Genomic DNA, 16,229 nt, shown 5'->3' on the forward strand with positions numbered 1-16,229 from the left:
CTCAGGCAATACGTACGCGATGCTGCCGATGGAGTTGCTCAATAAGCTGTAAAACACTGAGCGCTTCACGTGCATCAACCGGCGGCGGCCCGCCGTGTAACAGCGCGTGGGCTAACAGCTGATAGAAAGCGGGGTAGTGGCCACGTTCAATGGGCACCGTTGTGGTTGCCCCGACCGTGCCGGCCCGGGCAAAATTACCTGCCGGCGTGACGCCGTACTGGCTATCGGTGGGCGACATGCCAGCCGCCAGCTGCGGCTCCTGATTATCCAGCCCCCAGTGGGTGAAAGCGCCTTTGCTGCCCAGCAGGTGGAAGCGCGGCGCATTCAATGCCGCCTGACCATTCATCCACAGCCGGGAACGCACCCCGTTGTGATGCAGCAATGAGACGAAACTGTCTTCGTCACTGTCCGGCTGAGGCCCGGAATGGCGTGCCAGCTCCGCCGTGGCGTGGACTACCGGGCCAAATAGCTGCATGGCCTGGTCAATCAAATGGCTTCCGAGATCCAGCAACAAACCGCCGCCCTGCGCAAGAGTGACGCTGTCACGCCAGTTGCCAAATCCCTGCGGTCGCCACCACTCGAAACGCGACTCAAAACTTCTTACGGTGCCAAAGGCTTCCTGTTTTACCAGGCGCTGTAATGTCAGAAAGTCACCGTCCCAGCGTCGGTTATGAAAAACGGTGAGCAAGGTATTAGCCTGCTGCGCTGCGGCGATCATCATTTCGGCCGCTTGTACATCTGCTGCAAACGGCTTATCCACCACCAGATGGATAGCACGCTGGCTGGCCTGCACAGCCTGCTCCGCATGTTGCGCCGGCGGCGTGGCCAGCACGATGAGATCGATGCTAATCTCGCCGCCATCAATTGCCTTAAGCAACGCCGGCCAGTCCGGCAGCACCCACGCCTGTGGGTAACGTTGCTGCGCCGTCGCTACGCGTTGGGCATCGCCAGTGACGATGACGTCGAGACGATAGTCGGTGTTAGGGGTAATCAGCGGCGCATGAAACACGCTGCCGGCGACGCCAAAACCCACCAGAGCCGTGCGGATTGGGCCTCTAACCTGTTGATGTGGCATCACAGTACCTCCGACAGAAAACGCTGCAGGCGTGCAGATTGCGGGCGGTCAAAGATTTGTTCTGGTGTGCCGGCTTCTACAATCTCGCCTTCATCCATAAACACTACCTGGTCTGCCACGCGCCGGGCGAAGCCCATCTCATGCGTCACTACCACCATGGTCATGCCTCGCTGGCACAAATCAGCCATTAGCGTCAGAACACCTTTCACCAGCTCAGGATCGAGTGCCGAGGTTGCTTCATCGAACAGCATCACTTCCGGCTCCATCGCCAGCGCACGTGCTATCGCCACCCGCTGTTGCTGGCCACCCGAGAGGTCGCGCGGACGGTGATCGGCTCGCTGAGCAAGGCCAACTTCGGCCAGCCGCTGGCGGGCAATCTCCAGAGCCTCGGCTTTCGGGAGGCCTTTCACTTTCCACGGTGCCAGCGCCACGTTTTCCAGCGCGCTATGATCGGGAAAAAGGTTGAAATGCTGAAATACCATGCCAATCCTCAACCGTAGCGAATCGGGCTTATCCTTCAGGACAGATCGCCCGGCCAGTAATACATCCCCTTTCTTCGGCTCATGCAGGCGATTGATGCCACGCAGTAAGGTGGATTTTCCCGATCCCGAGGGACCGATGATGCAGGTGGTGGTGCCAGGTTCGATGCTCAGCGACACATTACGCAGCACCTCAATCGGGCCGTACGCCAGGGTCAGATTGCACAGCTCCAGGCTCGCGCCGTGAAACGCAGAAGGTATAGCCATATTAATGTCCTTGCTCGCTGGTAAGGGAGACCGAGACCGCCGGAACCACATTGCGCTTTTGCTGCACTTCATCGAGCTCCTTCAGGCCGCTTTGTGGCGCAGTGGCGCGACGCCGTCCGGTACGGTAGCGGATGTCGATATAGTTCACGGCGTGGGTGAGCGGCACGGTGATCACCAGATAGAACAGCCCGGCCAGCATCAGTGGAGACAGGTTGCCGCTCAGCACGGCAGCATCCTGACCGACCCGGAACAGCTCACGCTGACCGGTCATCAGGCCCAGCAGATAAACCAGCGACGAGTCTTTGATGATGGCGATGAACTGATTGACAATCGCAGGTAATACGCGGCGGATGCCTTGCGGAATGATCACCAGGCGCATCGCCCGGCCATAGCTCATTCCCAGTGCCCGGCACGCTTCCATCTGCCCCTGTTCCACGCTCTGAATACCGGAGCGGAAAATTTCGCCCATGTAAGCGCTGGCAATCAGGCTCAGGGCAAAAATGCCCAGCGGATAAGGAGTAGGGCCAAACAGCTGATAGCTAAACCGCGCCAGGCCCTGACCAATCAACAAAATGGTGAGGATGGATGGCAAGCCCCGAAACAGATCGGTATACAGCCGCGCGGGCACGCGCAGCCAGCGGGAGGGCGAGATGCCCATCAGCGCCAGTATAAGGCCGAATAGCGTGCCCAGCACGGTGGCTGCTACAGAGATAATGATGGTGTTAACCAGTCCGGTTGCCAGCAGCTGAGGCAGGACGTCCATCATCGATGGAATATCAAAAAACGTACGGGAAAGAATAGTGATCAGATCCATAGCCGATTCTCGGTTGCGGGTGACGGACATGTGCCGTCAACGGATGCAGTCTCACGCATAATGATGCGCAGGGTTATTGGCCACCGGGCAGATACTGTTGCGGCATTGGCGAACCAGGGAACCATTTCTGGTACAGCTGTTTCCAGGTTCCATCCTGCATCGCTGCTTTGATGGCTTTATCCAGCGCAGCTTTGAACTCAGGCTTACCTTTGGCGATGGCGACGCCCGCAGGTGTGTCAAAAGAAGGGATGTTCGCCGCCGTGACCAGCCTGAAGCGGGTGGTATAATCTTTGGCCGCTTCGTAGTCGAGGAACATGGCATCGAGCGTGCCGTTGTTTAGCGCGGACACCGCTGCGTTGTTATCGGGGAAACGCACCAGATCGGACTGTTTGAAATGCTGCAGCGCATAGTTCTCCTGCAGTGTGCCCTGAATCACCCCAACTCGTTTATGCGCCAGGGTTTCAACGTTCTTCACGCCTGAATCACTGCGGGTCAGCACAGTTAGATAGCCCGCGAGATAGCCAGTAGAGAAGTCGACTGTTTTTTCACGTAGCGGCGTGATTCCAATGGCGGCGACACCGGCATCATACTGACCATTTGCCACAGCCGGCAGGATGGCGGAAAAATCCTGACCGATAAAGTCCACCTGTTCAATACCCATGCGATGTGCCACGTTTTTGAAGAATTCGACATCAAAACCAGTAAAATTGCCGTTTTTATCGGTGAAAGTGTAGGGCTTCGAGTCTCCCAGGCTGGCTACACGTAGATGACCGGGTTCGATCAAACCCCAGGGATTGCTGTCATTAGCGGCGTATGCACTCCAGCAGGCTGAAGCCAGCATAGCTGAGCCGAACAGAGCAGCGGTCAGATGATTGAAGCGTTTGTGCGATGTCATAAGGCTCTTCCGTTTTTGCAGGTGAAACTTCAGAGTTCGCCAAGCCGGTTTATAATTATTGAGACCGGTCTCAACGAGGTGTAAAATAAGACAGATCTTGGCGTTGAGACCGGTCTCATTTGGATGTATTGATATTAAGCACACGCTGTCAGCAGCGTCAATAATGTTGTTATCAACTTGTGATTCTAAATAATTATGACCAATGAAAATGCTCGTTTACGAAGCCCAACCGTCGCCGACGTCGCCCGCGAAGCCAATGTTTCCAAGGCTCAGGCGGCACGTGCCTTGGGCGGATATGGTTCAGTGAGTGATGACGTGCAGACCCGGGTGAATCAGGCAGCTGAAGTGCTGGGATACAGGCCGAACGAGTTGGCCCGCAGTATGAACACCGGCCGATCTAATACCATTGGGGTAATTGTCGGCGACATTGAAAACCCGCATTTTGGCCTCGCGCTGCGCGGAATGGCGGACGTTGCGCGACAGGCGGGATTTCACTTGCTGCTGAGCAACAGCGATGAAACTCTGGACGAGGAGCGGGAGGCCGTGCGCGTGATGCTGGATAAGCGCGTCGATGGCATCATCGTCGCGCCGTGCAGCTCACTGTTTGAGGATAACGAACATCTTCGCCAGGTGCTGGCAGAAGGGCGTTCATTAATGATGTTTGACCGGGCAGTTCAAGGGATGGAGGTGGAGACCGTCCAGGCGAACTTTGTTACAGTGGCTAAACAGGCCACGGAGCTGTTACTGGCGGCCGGGCATCAACGTATTGCTTATATCTCCAGCATGCGCTGCGCTACACCTTATTCGCCGACCATCACGTTGGGCCCAACGCCGGTTGCGCAACGTGTTAGCGGAATGATTGACGCCTACCGGGCCGCGGGTAGGGAGCTGGATCCGGCGCTCATTCGGCTTAATGCACTCAGCGAAGCCACCATTGAGCAGATACTGACTGAACTACTTGCGCTCGCCGAGCCACCGAGCGCGCTGATTGCCTCGGACAACCTGATTGCGATAGGCATCCTGCGTGGTCTGACCAAACGTGGCCTGCGCGTACCCGAAGATATCTCTTTTCTGATGTACGATGATTTTCCCTGGACCGAGCTGATGTCACCGCCGCTGACTGTGGTCGCCCAGCCGGTATATGAAATGGGACGCGAAGCCGCGCGCCGATTGATTTGCCAAATCCGCAAGCAATCCGCCGGCACCTTACCTACGTTTGATAGCTGGATGGTAGTGCGCGGCTCGGTAGGGGGAAATTCATCCGCTGGGTGATATTGTGCCGATACGGGTTTGTGATAATTCCAGTCAGCTATTTTTTGGGGCGCCATAAATGGTGGCCCTATAGTGAATTGCAGAGTTTTGTTCCTTGATGCGCACCATAGAGATACGAAGAAAGCAAGGTGAGCATCACATAGATATAGTAGAGTCGGTAAATGCGTTTGTGATTATCCCGCCTGAGCATGACGTGAACCCTGCGGTAGCCATAGTTAACCCGGGTTTCGGTGTTCTCCCTGATACGGAGGCGCAACGCACTGTCGTCTACTGCTACAGAACGGTAGCGGAAAGATCTGCGGCTGACTCGTAGCGAAAAACAGACCTGCCTCTCACTGGTTCCGTAGCGTGCCTGCAGGTCTCGGCCCCATTCGTGCAGACGCGCCAGCGTCAGTTCTTTTTTGCCAGCACATCCTGCAGCATGGCCTTGTTGAGGCTCAGATCGGCAACCAGTTTCTTCAACCTGAGATTCTCTTCCTCAGGCTGCCGCATGTATTTCAGCTCCGAAGGATAAATCCCGCCGTATTTCTTGCGCCAAGGTTTCGTCAACTGAGGCCCGCTAAAGTGGGAAGGTCAAAAAAATAACCTTGACTGACAATAATTTTCGATATTCAAACTGCCCCCTTTATGATGGAGCTGGAAGGGAAACGGTTCAACAGCGACGTGATAGTGACAATACCGGGCAGTTATTTACGATTTCATCCAGGGCATATAACAGTCTGGGAGAGATGTATTCCGACCCCGTGCCGACTGGGAGAGGTCTGCCGCGGCGCAGTTCCATATTGGTATGAACGTGTCCCGGGACGGGGTGACGCCAGTGAAACTGCGTTCACGGACGGTACCCGGAGCTGTCAGGATACCTGTCCGGTAACGCTGAGTCGTACCGTCTATATGAACGGAAATGCCGCCTGACCCTCGCCCGCAGGCGAGGGTCAGGCGCTGACGTGCCCCTCTCTGGCGACCGTCAGCGCCAGCAGGATAAGCAGCGCGCCGCCCACCTGCGACAGAGTCATCACTTCGCCATACCATAGCGCCGAGAAAATGGCCGCCCACACTGGCTCCATCAGCATGATGAGCCCTCCGTTGGGCGTATAGGCTAGCCGCTGCGCATAGTTTTGCAAAAAGAAGCGCAAGCAGGTGGGAATGAGAATGCTGAGCGCAAGCCATGTCCAACCAGCCGCGTTGAGCTCGCCAGGCCACGGCTCCAGCCACAGGCTCACCGGCAACGCCAGCAGGCCCACCGCGATCATCTGCATGGCGGCGAATAGCACCACCGGATGGTCGGTGGCGAAGCGATTATTCAGGCTGAAGTAAAAGGCGAAAATCGCCGCCGCACCAAAAAACCAGAACTGGCCCGCCTCGAACCGCCACTGGAGAAAGCTGTTACCCACCAGCAGCGCAATGCCGGGTAGGGCGAGCAGCATGGCGAGCCCGATGCGCTTCGACAGCGCCTGGCGGAACAGCAGCCATCCTGCGAACGGCACCAACAGCGGCCCGAGGCAGGTGAGAAACGCGCCAACGCCCAGCGCGGTGGTAAGATGCAGCGCCACAATCCAGCACATCATCGAGCCGCAAATCAGGCTGCCGATGGCGAAGGCTGGCCACAGGCTGCGCCGCCATTCGCGTCGGTCGGCTGCGGGCACCGCCAGGCCCAGCAGCAGACCGCCCGCCAGAAAGCGCACGGCGATAAAAAAGACCGGAGGCAGCGCGCCAAGTGCCTCTTTAGAGAAGATCCAGCCTGCCCCGGCACAGAGCGTTACCAGCAACAGCAGGCTCTCGCTTTTGCGTGCAGGCAGCATGGCCGCGCCGCTTCGCGCTATCATGCGAGCGCGTCACGCAGGAACGTAATGCTCTGGCGCATCGGCTCTAGCGGCTCCTGCCAGTAGCGCCCACCGGCTATCTCAAGCGACAGCAGACCGTTATAGCCACCTTCACGAAGGGCGCTGAGGTAGCTTTTCAGCGGCAGGTTGCCGTCGCCGAGCGCCAGATGGCCCGCAGAGGTTCCGTCGATAAAATGGCAGTGGCGCAGTTTTGGCCCAAAGGCGTTGAGGTAATCGGTCACGCTGTCGCCGCCCACCGCCATGCCGACGATATCCAGCGCCGCGTCGAGCGCAGGCGAACTGACTTCGTTAACCAGAGACGCCAGCTCATGCACGGTGCTGGCGAGGTTGCTTTCGCGCGGCTGCAACACTTCCAGCACCAGCGTCACGCCACGGCTTTCCGCGAGGTGCGCCAGTTGCGCCAGGGCGTCCACCGCGCGGCTGCGCGCCTCCGCGGGCTTATCCTCTTCATAACCCCAGCCTGGCGTCATAAACAGTAGAGGCGACTCAAGGCTTTCGCATATCTCCAGGCTGCGGCGGAAATAGTTAATGCTGTACTCCCGCTGCAGCGGGTTTTCGGCGGCGATATTAACCGGGTAGACGCACTGCTCCGGCGTGAAACAGGCGAGCTTAAGCTCGCGCTCCGCCAGTTCCCGCCTGAGCGCCTGCAGGTCCGCTTCCTGCACGGTGTCGATATGCAGGTGCGGCGCAACGCCCCATAGTTCAAACCACTGCACGCCGAGCGCGGCGACATCGTCCAGGCAATGGTTCAGCCGGTAGTGCGAATAGGTAAAGTTGGTGGCGCAGATATGGCTGGCGTTAAGCATCATTATTCCTCGCTGATGGGGTTGAGTACACGTTGTAAAAACTCGCGGGTGCGCGGGTGGGAAGGGTTGGTCAGCACCTGGCGCGCCGGGCCTTCTTCGGTCACCACACCGCCGTCGATAAACACCACGCGGTCGGCCACTTCGCGGGCGAAGGCGATTTCGTGGGTCACCACCACCATCGTCCTGCCCTGATTCGCCAGCTCGCGCATCACTTTCAGCACATCGCCCACCAGCTCCGGGTCGAGCGCCGAGGTGGGTTCGTCGAACAAAATGGCTCGCGGGCGCATCGCGAGCGCGCGGGCTATCGCCACGCGTTGCTGCTGGCCGCCGGAAAGATCCTGCGGGTATGAATGCGCCTTGTGGTCCATCCCCACCTGTTTAAGCAGCTCCATGCCATATTCCCGCGCGGGGCCGGGGCGCTCGCCTTTGACGTAAATCGGCCCTTCGGTGACGTTCTCCAGCACCGTGCGGTGCGGGAAGAGGTTAAAGCGCTGGAAGACCATCGCCACCTCGCCGCGCACCTGACTTAGCGCGCGCTCGCTGCCGTCCACCTGCACGCCGTCGAAAATAATCTCGCCGCTCTGGTAGTTCTCAAGCCCGTTGATGCAGCGCAACAGGGTCGACTTGCCGGAGCCTGAAGGGCCGATGATGCAAACCACCTCCTGGCGGTTGATGGTCAGGTTGATGCCGTTCAGCACGTGTACCGCACCGTAACTTTTATGGACATTGCGATATTCAATCATCAGTGGCTCCGACGCTTGTTCATGGCGTGTTCCACCCGGCGGCACAGCCACATCAGCGGCCAGCACATTACCAGATAGAGCAGGGCGACCAGCGTGAAAACGGTGGTGTTCTGAAATGTCGCCGAGGCGAGCAGCTTCCCTTGCAGGGAAAGTTCCGCCACGGTGATGGTGGAGGCGAGCGAACTGTCCTTGAGCATCATCACCATGGTGTTGCCGTATGAGGGCCAGATAATCTTGATGGCCTGCGGCAGGATAACGCGGCGCATCATCAGGCGCTTAGACATGCCAAGCGTCTGCGCCGCCTCGATCTGCCCCTTGTCGATAGCCTGAATGCCGGCGCGAAAATCCTCCGCCTGGTAAACTGAATAGGCGATGCCGAGGCCGATAATGGCGGCAGTCAGCGCCGACATTTCGATACCGATATCGGGCAGTACAAAGTAGATATAGAAAAGCTGAACCAGCATCGGGATGCCGCGCAGCACGTTAACCACCGCACCGCTCACCAGGCGCAGCGGACGGTGGGCCGATAGACGCATCAGCGCCCACGTCAGCCCGAGCAGGGTCGAGAGGATAAGCGAACAAAAGGTAACCAGTACCGTGTATTTCACCCCCTCCACCAGGATGGGGAGGGCGGTGGCGCTGAAGGTAAAAAAGTCGTTCATCGCAGTTCCTGTCACGGGGTATCAGGGGCTACGCCCCCTTGTTTTAATTAAGCTTCCACTTTTCCAGCAGCGCCGTAATCTCGCCGTTGCTCTGCATGGTGGCGATAGCTTCGTTAAGCTTCGCCAACTGCTGCTCTTCGTCCTTACGCACGCCAAGCCCGAGCGAGCCTGGCAGTACCGGCTTGTAGCTCTTCACCAGCCGCACGTTGGGATATTCGCCAAGCGAGAGGTAATAGGCCATGGAAGGGGTATCGCCAAAGCCCGCTTTGATGCGCCCGGCGTTCACGTCTTTCATGATGCCGGTGAGGGTGTCGTAAGCTTTCACATCCTTGAAGATGTTGGCCTGCTTAAGGGGCTCGATAAAAATCGTGCCCATCTGCGCGCCCACTACCGCACCAGGCAACTCTTTAAAGGAGGTGTAGTCTTTAGTGTCCTCTTTACGCACGATCATCCCTTCGCCGTAGCTATACACAGGCGTGGTGAAATCGATCACTTTCTTGCGCGGCTCGGTGATATACATGCCGGTGGCGATAAGGTCTATCTTGCCGGTGCGCAGCGCCGGAATAAGCGCTGAGAAATCCATCGCTTTAAACTCCACCTCATAACCCGCGTGCTTTGCGGCCTGGCGGGCGATATCCAGCATAAAGCCGTCCAGCTCATGGGTTTTCGGGTTCAGAAAGGAGATGGGAATGCCGTTGGCTTCGGTGCCGACCACCAGCTTTTCGGCGGCCCCGGCGGGTAAGGCAAGCGAGATTGCGGCCAGCAGCGCAACTGAACAGGCTAAGGTTTTCATCTTCATGTCTTGCTCCACGTAAAAAAGGTTGGATTGCAGCCCGCCTGCGGCGGTGCGTTATAGCATTGCGACTACGGTTGTTGTTTTGCCTCCTGCGGTAGCGGCGTTAGCGGCACGCCGCTGCCGAATGCACCGAGGCGTTCGCAAACCCTCGCCGAGGCAAGGGCCGCATCGTTCGCTGCGTCGGCAAGCGTTGATCCCTGACCAAGCTTCACCAGCAGCGTGGCGATAAATGCATCCCCCGCGCCGAGGCTGTCGACAATCTGCGTCGGCAACGCGGGCTGGCGGTGGCGTTCGCCCCGGTGGCTGATAATCGCGCCGTCCGCGCCCTGCGTGACCAGCACGGTGGCGACACCCGCCGCGTGCGCGTTGGCGATCAGCGTTTCAATCGCCTGCGGCGCGCTGCCACTGCGCGAAAAGGTGGCGACCTGCACCCAGCGCAGCAGCGGCTCGGCCCAGGCGTCGTCGCGCGAACCGAAGTCGAACGAGAGCGGCGCGCAGGCGGCAAGCTGGGGAAGCTGTGCTTCCAGCCCGCTGTAATCGCTGGTGTGCAGCAGGTCGAAGTCCGCAAGCCACGCCAGGTCCGCCTCGCTCAGCCGCAGCTGGTAAGGCGGCGGCACGGAACCGACGAAAAAGCGGTTGCCGTCGGCATCGATATCGATTTGCGAAAGCGCGTTAAAGCTTTCGTTGATCCGCACGCGACTGATGTCTACTCCTTCAGCGCAAAGCGCGTGGCGAATCACGCCCGCCGGAATATCGTTGCCGGTGATGCCGAGGTAGGCGGCCTGCGCCCCGGCCTGGCGGCCAAAAACCGCAAAGTTAAGCGCGTTGCCGCCCGCGAACATCAGGTCGCAGTGCAGGTAGCGGTCAATCACGTTGTCACCCACTCCACAAATTCGCATAGTTATCAATATTCCACTTTGTACATGTAACGGCGGTCATCGAGAGAGTGGCCGGTGTGATGCTCCAGGTGATCTGCAAGACGCGTGCCCATCAGGCCCAGCGCGATGGCGGCAAAGTGTGCTTTCACTTCTGGCGCTGCGCCCGGCAGGCTAAAGCCAGCGGCGTCAAACACATGGACGTTTTCGGTATAGCGGCGGGCAAAGTCGATGGCTCGCTGCGTCATGGCGCGGCTGTCGTCATCGGCGTGGAACACCACCAGGTGTGCGCCCGGCAAAATCATCTCAAATGGGCCGTGGCAGAAATCACCCGCCAGCACCGGGGTGGCGTTGCGCCACTGCATCTCCATCAGATAACAGTAGGAAAGCGTGTAGGCCGCGCCGTAGTTAGCGCCAGCGGCGGTCACGTAAATATCGCCGCCCTGAGCGATGGATTTCGCAATGGCGTCGCCGACGGCTTCTTGTTTATCGAGGTACTGTTGCAGCGCCGCAGGCAGGGCGGGCAGGGCGTCGCGCCAGGCGCTGACGTCTAGGTTATCCACGTGCTCCAGCAGTTCAATCACCAGTTGCAGCAGCAGAAGCTGTTTGCCCGGCGTCACGGTACGCGGGCTGTAGTAAACCAGCGCGGTGTCGGCGGTATTGGCGAGCGGCGTGTTCAGCTCTTGGCTTAGCGAGACCACATACGCGTCGTAAGATTTCGCAAAGAGCGCCGCCTGCGCCGTTTCCGGCGTGGCGCCGGAGTGCGATGAGAGGATCACCAGCGACGACGCTCCCAGACGGGCAGGGGGCTGCGCCATAAACTCCGCCGCGTTCAGGTTCCACGCCTGTAGCTTTTTGCTGTGGCGGCAGAGCAGGGCGTGGGCATGCACTGAAGAAGAGAACGAGCCGCCGCAGCCGACGAAATAGATATCTTTCAGCGGGCGGGAGGCGGCGGCCTCTGCGATGCCAGCGATGGCGTTTTTCTGTCCCAGCACTTTCTCAAGTGTCGGGATGAAGTCCGCTTCCAGCGGGCGCAGCGGCAGTGAAACTGTGGTGTTTTGCGTCATGTTGGTTTACCTGTCCGTCTTGGTTGTAATGGATGTGATAACGTTATCAGTTCATCTGCAAAATAAACCCGTGATTTACAGCAGCGGGTGGATTATCCTAAAATGAGAGAACGTTATCACACGGTGAATAATTCGCCGGTGTTGAAAAATTGTCAATGATCTTTTTCTTATGATTTCGCCGGAAATCGATAACCTCCGGGAACTGAAAAGCGGAGCAGACAAAACTTCTTATGAACAAAAAAAATAACCGAATCACCGTGAAAGACGTGGCGCGCAAGGCGGGGGTTTCCACCGCGGCGGCTGGCCGGGCGCTGGGAGGTTACGGATATGTCAGCGAGGAGCTGCGTGAAAAAATCATACGCGCTGCTGAAGAGCTGGGTTATGTGGCAAACCAGGTAGCGCGGGCGATGATCACCGGCAAAAGCCAGACCATCGGCGTGGTGGGCGCGGACATCAGCAACCCTTTTTTCGCCGAGGCGTTGCGCGGCATCAGCGATATCGCCCGTCGCCACGAGTTCGGCGTGCTTATCACCAGCAGCGACGAAGACGTGCCGCGCGAGCAGGAGGCGGTGCGCATTCTGCTGGAGAAACAGGTGGACGGGCTTATCGTCTCGCCTGCTGATATAAACAATTGCCACCACCTAGACCAGGCTATCGCCCAAGGTATTCCGGTGGTGCTGCTCGACCGTAAGCTGCCGACGCTGGCCGCCGACGCGGTGCTTATCGACAACGTACATGCCAGCCGCGAAGCTACGCGCTACCTGCTAAGCTGCGGCCATCGTCGCATCGCCATCATCACTGAGTTAAGCTCGGACTACGATACGCAACTGGCGCTGGAGCCGGAGAAGTTTTCGACGATCAACGCCGACCGGCTTAACTCAAGCGGCGCGCGCCTGCTCGGCTACCTGCTAGCGCACCATGAAGCGGGCGTGGCGGTGGAGAAAACCTTAATCCGCCGCACTGGCAAATATTGCGCCCAGCACGCGTTTGAAGAGACACTGGCTGTGCTGGACGCCGCCGCGCCCACGGCAGTTTTCGCGGTGGATAACGTCATGACCCAGGGCGCCTGGCGCGCGGTGCGTGAGCGCGGCATCGCTGTGCCGCAAAAGCTCTCTTTCTTCGCCTTCGACGAACTCGACTGGCTGACGCTCACCACCCCGCGCATTTCCACCGTTGCGCAGCCGATTCACCATATGGGCGTACATGCAGCCGAGCTGCTTTTCAGGCGCATACGTGAGACAGATTTACCTGTCTCGTGGCAAACGTATCAGGTGGAGATGAAGCTGCGCGAGTCGGTGGCGACGATCGCGGAGAACGTGAAAGGATAACGATCTCCGACACGCTTAGCTCCGGTGCGTGTTCACTACCTGGCCGATGTGTTCACCTTCCAGCGCGTGTGCCGGGTCGCGAAGAGGTCGGTGTTGAAGGACGTATAACTGCGCAGGAGCCGTTATCGGGGTTTGAGGGGCAATCGTGTAAAAACCACGCTAAGGAGATAATTCATTCTTTTTTAAACGCATAGTTTTTCTGTATTCGCTGAGTGTGAGGCTTTTAATACGGCGAAAGGAATAGGATAGAGTTGCATCGACCTGTTGAGCTCACAGCACGAAGCGGGCTGTTAACTTTGAAATCCACCGCAATTATCGTGCACCCAATGCCAGCGGGCAGACAGGCCTCCCTATGCCAAGGCTCTTTTTGTTGGTATGTTTCTGTATAGGGAAAACCGCTGCGGAGAAACCAATGGACCTGCCTGCTCTGGAAGAATTACTGACTCGCCTCAAATCACTGCCTGTTGCTGAAAAAAGTGAGACCAATATATTTTCGGTTGGTGCCCGTGGACACTATGAAAACCCTGTCAGCGATTTACTCGCTTTCTTTATTGATCCGGATGCGCCCCATGGACTGAATACACTGGTTATTGGGGCCCTTCTGGAATGCCTGCCAGCCCATGTTGATGCATCACTTCTCTCTCCACCAGCCCGTGAGGTTATGACCCAGAAAGGAACTCGAATCGATTTGCTACTTGAGTCGAAAGAATGGGCCATGGTGTTGGAGAATAAAATCTGGCACCAATTGAACAATCCTTTCAATGATTACAGTGGGTATCTGGAGCAAAAACATCCAGATAAGAAACCGTTCCTGGTGGTTCTGTCGCCGGAAGGACTGGCTCCAGCCGGTTGGACAGGAATAAGCTACAGTATGTTTATTTCTGTTCTGTCGCCCAGGCTCGGCATGGCATGTATTTCTTCCCCGCTCAATAAATGGCAGGTTTTGCTGCGCGAATTCATTCTACATCTGGAGACACTGATGGGTAAAAATACGATTGCAGCAGAGACAGAAACCTTCGTTCTCGAAAATTTGCGTAATATTCAGGAAGCGGTGTTACTGAAAAATGCTGTGGTGAAATCACTTCAGGAGGAAGGCCTACGGTTTCTGACAGAGCACTTTTCTGATCGTGGTTATGAGGTCACAACGGCACTTAATCATTGGGAAGGTTATCCGGCACTGCGCTTCGGATTGTCGCACTGGGTGAGTGAATCTGATGTGGTACTTTTTCTAGACAAAACACCTGGAAGACAGTTTGAAGTACGAACGTACATCTGTAGTCTGACGACTCCTGCATTGCAGCATCAAGCAAGAAAGATGTTGATACCTGCACTTTATGACGACTGCTGGCCTGAGAGAAGCGGAAGTGTGTTTACCTTCGTTTCTCGGCTGTCACAGAAGCATGAGGAAAAACATCTGATGTTCCAGAGTGTGGCGAAAGCGTTAGAGCAGTTGAACGAATTTGAACTGCGCCATGAGAGATAGCGGCCATTTTTACTTGATGTAGCCCCCTGAAACACCAGACAGTAGCTGTATCTCCAGATAAGAGATAGGCTTGAATATATGTCTAACACTAACGCCAATTTTGAGATGAACGGGATCCTGTTAGGTGGAGTTGCCCCCGCTAAATCGGACACGGTTAATTTATAGCTAGTAATGTGCTTCTGTATTCTCTCGGTGACTGCATTTTCAGTCCTTTATGGGGATGCCAGTTATTATAGTCTTCCATCCATTCTGTCAGTTTTTCCATTACGGTCACCGCATCCGGCAGGTCATTCACATACACGTAGTCACGCTTGAACGTTTTCACGAACGATTCAGCCATCCCATTGCTCTCCGGGCTACGCACTGGCGTCGTACACACGATGAACCCGAGTGAAGCAGCGAACGTCCTTGTCGCATCCGCTACGTAGCAACTGCCGTTATCGGTCAGCCGCACCATGGGTGTGTCGCGTGCGCAGCTGTCACTGCGAATTAACCGTTCTGTCGACTGGCAGGACAGACGCTGTAACCGGCGTAATGACGAAGCAGACGCTGAAATACTGTCGGATATTCTCGACATCATCAGCGATATGCCCAGTTACGGCTATCGTCGTGTGTGGGGTATCCTGCGTAAGCAACGCCTCACAGAGGGGCTCCCCCGGTCAATGCCAAAGGCTTTACAGGGTAATGATCGAGCATAACCTGTTGTTGTTGCATGACAAGCCAGAGCGACCGAAGTGTAGACATAAGGCCAAAATCACGTTAGCAGAAAGCGAGATGCTCAGGTGTTCAGATGGCTTAGAATTCGTCTGCGACAAGAGTGAAAAACTGCGGGTCACGTTCGCGCTGGACTTCTGCGACCGTGGGGGCATAGACTGGGCAGCAATCACGGGAGGTTATGACAGTTCGACGGTGCGGGATGTGATTCTGAAAGCGCATCGGCGACATGTTGCCGGACACACCAGTGCAGTGGCTGACGGACAACGGTTCAGCGTATACCACGTATGAAACGCGGAGGTTCGTGAAAACGATGAAAGAAGACTATATAGCGTTCATGCCAAAACAGGATTGAGAACAGCACTGTGAAACCTTGCAGCAGCATTCAAGCATAACAATGAAAAACACCCGCACAGCGCGCTGGGATATCACTCTCAAAGGGAACAACTGTAGCAGTGCACATCGTTAATTTAAGATACAAAAGCTGTCCAGAAACGGCGGGTCAAGATCAGGCGTAAGCAGTATCAGGAAGGCAGCCTTACCGCCGTTGCTGCTGGAGAACAAGTTGTACCCGCATCGGAGCTGGCGTCTGCGATGAAGCAAATTAAAGAGCTACAGAGCCTGCTGGGCAAGAAAACCATGGAAAACGAGCTGCTAAAAGAAGCCGTTGAATATGGCCGACAAAAAAAGTGGATAGCGCACGTGCCCTTGTTGCCGGAGGATGGCGAATAAGCCTTGTCAGTCGTTGCCTCCGGGTCTCACGTGCGCAACTGCATGCCATGGCCCGTCGGACGAAGAACTGGCAGGATCGCCGACGCAGGCGCAAGCCTGATGATACTGACGTGCTGGCCCGTATCCATACCGTTATCGGCGCTCTACCCACCTATGGTTATCGTCGGGTATGGGCACTGCTGCGCAGACAATCTGAATCTGACGACATGGCCGTTATCAATGCCAAACGCATATACCGGATCATGCGTCAGAATGCGCTGCTGCTTGAGCGTAAACCTGCAATACCGCCCTCGAAACGGGCGCATACAGGGAAAGTGGCCGTCGGGGAAAGTAACCAGCGGTGGTGCTCTGACGGCTTCGGGTTCAGCTGTGATAATGGC

The 16,229-nt window shown here is 56.9% G+C and carries 14 protein-coding genes and 4 pseudogenes; 5 read left to right on the forward strand and 13 right to left on the reverse strand.

Annotated features, from left to right (window positions below; genetic code table 11):
* Position 1: 1 nt before the first annotated feature.
* From ENGE1_RS22795 to ENGE1_RS22810, 4 genes are all read right to left on the reverse strand, one after another.
* Positions 2-1,075: a Gfo/Idh/MocA family protein gene (locus ENGE1_RS22795; protein ID WP_064360773.1), complete on the reverse strand. Its 1,074-nt coding sequence runs from the start codon at positions 1,073-1,075 to the stop codon at positions 2-4.
* The gene (locus ENGE1_RS22800; RefSeq protein WP_032693911.1) at positions 1,075-1,821 is read right to left on the reverse strand and encodes an amino acid ABC transporter ATP-binding protein; all 747 of its coding nucleotides are present in this window, start codon (positions 1,819-1,821) and stop codon (positions 1,075-1,077) included. The genes ENGE1_RS22795 and ENGE1_RS22800 overlap by 1 nt, the downstream gene beginning before the upstream one ends.
* A gap of 1 nt (position 1,822) precedes the next feature.
* Positions 1,823-2,635 (reverse strand): amino acid ABC transporter permease, encoded by an 813-nt coding sequence (locus ENGE1_RS22805; protein ID WP_032693912.1) that lies wholly within the window; start codon positions 2,633-2,635, stop codon positions 1,823-1,825.
* 73 nt (positions 2,636-2,708) lie between these two features.
* Positions 2,709-3,530, reverse strand: a complete 822-nt coding sequence (locus ENGE1_RS22810; RefSeq protein ID WP_064360774.1) for an ABC transporter substrate-binding protein — start codon at positions 3,528-3,530, stop codon at positions 2,709-2,711.
* A 195-nt stretch (positions 3,531-3,725) separates the two neighbouring features.
* On the opposite strand from ENGE1_RS22810, the gene ENGE1_RS22815 reads away from it, so the two are divergent.
* A complete protein-coding gene (locus ENGE1_RS22815; RefSeq protein WP_032693915.1) occupies positions 3,726-4,802 on the forward strand; it encodes a LacI family DNA-binding transcriptional regulator in 1,077 nt (358 codons plus the stop codon).
* A gap of 148 nt (positions 4,803-4,950) precedes the next feature.
* Here the strand turns inward: ENGE1_RS22815 and ENGE1_RS29530 are convergent.
* From ENGE1_RS29530 to ENGE1_RS22850, 8 genes and pseudogenes are all read right to left on the reverse strand, one after another.
* Positions 4,951-5,339, reverse strand: a pseudogene (locus ENGE1_RS29530) (IS3 family transposase); the annotation flags it as partial.
* 395 nt (positions 5,340-5,734) lie between these two features.
* Positions 5,735-6,601: a DMT family transporter gene (locus ENGE1_RS22820; RefSeq protein ID WP_016947509.1), complete on the reverse strand. Its 867-nt coding sequence runs from the start codon at positions 6,599-6,601 to the stop codon at positions 5,735-5,737.
* 20 nt (positions 6,602-6,621) lie between these two features.
* Positions 6,622-7,449 (reverse strand): sugar phosphate isomerase/epimerase family protein, encoded by an 828-nt coding sequence (locus tag ENGE1_RS22825; protein WP_255265523.1) that lies wholly within the window; start codon positions 7,447-7,449, stop codon positions 6,622-6,624.
* Positions 7,450-7,451: 2 nt separating this feature from the next.
* Entirely contained in the window at positions 7,452-8,192 is a 741-nt protein-coding gene (locus tag ENGE1_RS22830; protein ID WP_003031954.1) for an amino acid ABC transporter ATP-binding protein, read from the reverse strand.
* Positions 8,192-8,854, reverse strand: a complete 663-nt coding sequence (locus ENGE1_RS22835) for an amino acid ABC transporter permease (protein ID WP_003031955.1) — start codon at positions 8,852-8,854, stop codon at positions 8,192-8,194. Before ENGE1_RS22835 ends, ENGE1_RS22830 begins: the two co-directional genes overlap by 1 nt.
* 43 nt (positions 8,855-8,897) lie before the next feature.
* Positions 8,898-9,653: an ABC transporter substrate-binding protein gene (locus tag ENGE1_RS22840; RefSeq protein ID WP_003031956.1), complete on the reverse strand. Its 756-nt coding sequence runs from the start codon at positions 9,651-9,653 to the stop codon at positions 8,898-8,900.
* Between the two features lie 65 nt (positions 9,654-9,718).
* Entirely contained in the window at positions 9,719-10,549 is an 831-nt protein-coding gene (locus ENGE1_RS22845; protein WP_003031957.1) for a PfkB family carbohydrate kinase, read from the reverse strand.
* A 5-nt stretch (positions 10,550-10,554) separates the two neighbouring features.
* The gene (locus ENGE1_RS22850) at positions 10,555-11,592 is read right to left on the reverse strand and encodes an SIS domain-containing protein (protein WP_064360776.1); all 1,038 of its coding nucleotides are present in this window, start codon (positions 11,590-11,592) and stop codon (positions 10,555-10,557) included.
* A 230-nt stretch (positions 11,593-11,822) separates the two neighbouring features.
* Between ENGE1_RS22850 and ENGE1_RS22855 the strand changes: the two genes are divergently transcribed.
* Both ENGE1_RS22855 and ENGE1_RS22860 read left to right on the forward strand, forming a co-directional pair.
* A complete protein-coding gene (locus tag ENGE1_RS22855) occupies positions 11,823-12,920 on the forward strand; it encodes a LacI family DNA-binding transcriptional regulator (RefSeq protein WP_003031960.1) in 1,098 nt (365 codons plus the stop codon).
* 412 nt (positions 12,921-13,332) lie between these two features.
* Complete coding sequence (locus tag ENGE1_RS22860; RefSeq protein WP_064357902.1) at positions 13,333-14,403, forward strand: PDDEXK-like family protein; 1,071 nt, start codon at positions 13,333-13,335, stop codon at positions 14,401-14,403.
* 154 nt (positions 14,404-14,557) lie between these two features.
* Here the strand turns inward: ENGE1_RS22860 and ENGE1_RS29285 are convergent.
* A pseudogene (locus ENGE1_RS29285) lies at positions 14,558-14,851 on the reverse strand (integrase core domain-containing protein); the annotation flags it as partial.
* On the opposite strand from ENGE1_RS29285, the pseudogene ENGE1_RS28985 reads away from it, so the two are divergent.
* A pseudogene (locus ENGE1_RS28985) lies at positions 14,847-15,570 on the forward strand (integrase core domain-containing protein); the annotation flags it as partial. The pseudogenes ENGE1_RS29285 and ENGE1_RS28985 sit on opposite strands and share 5 nt — an antisense overlap.
* A 60-nt stretch (positions 15,571-15,630) precedes the next feature.
* A pseudogene (locus ENGE1_RS27330) lies at positions 15,631-16,229 on the forward strand (IS3 family transposase); the annotation flags it as partial.

Origin of the sequence: Pluralibacter gergoviae ATCC 33028 = NBRC 105706 (assembly GCF_001598855.1) — a bacterium.
GTDB classification, from domain to species: domain Bacteria; phylum Pseudomonadota; class Gammaproteobacteria; order Enterobacterales; family Enterobacteriaceae; genus Pluralibacter; species Pluralibacter gergoviae.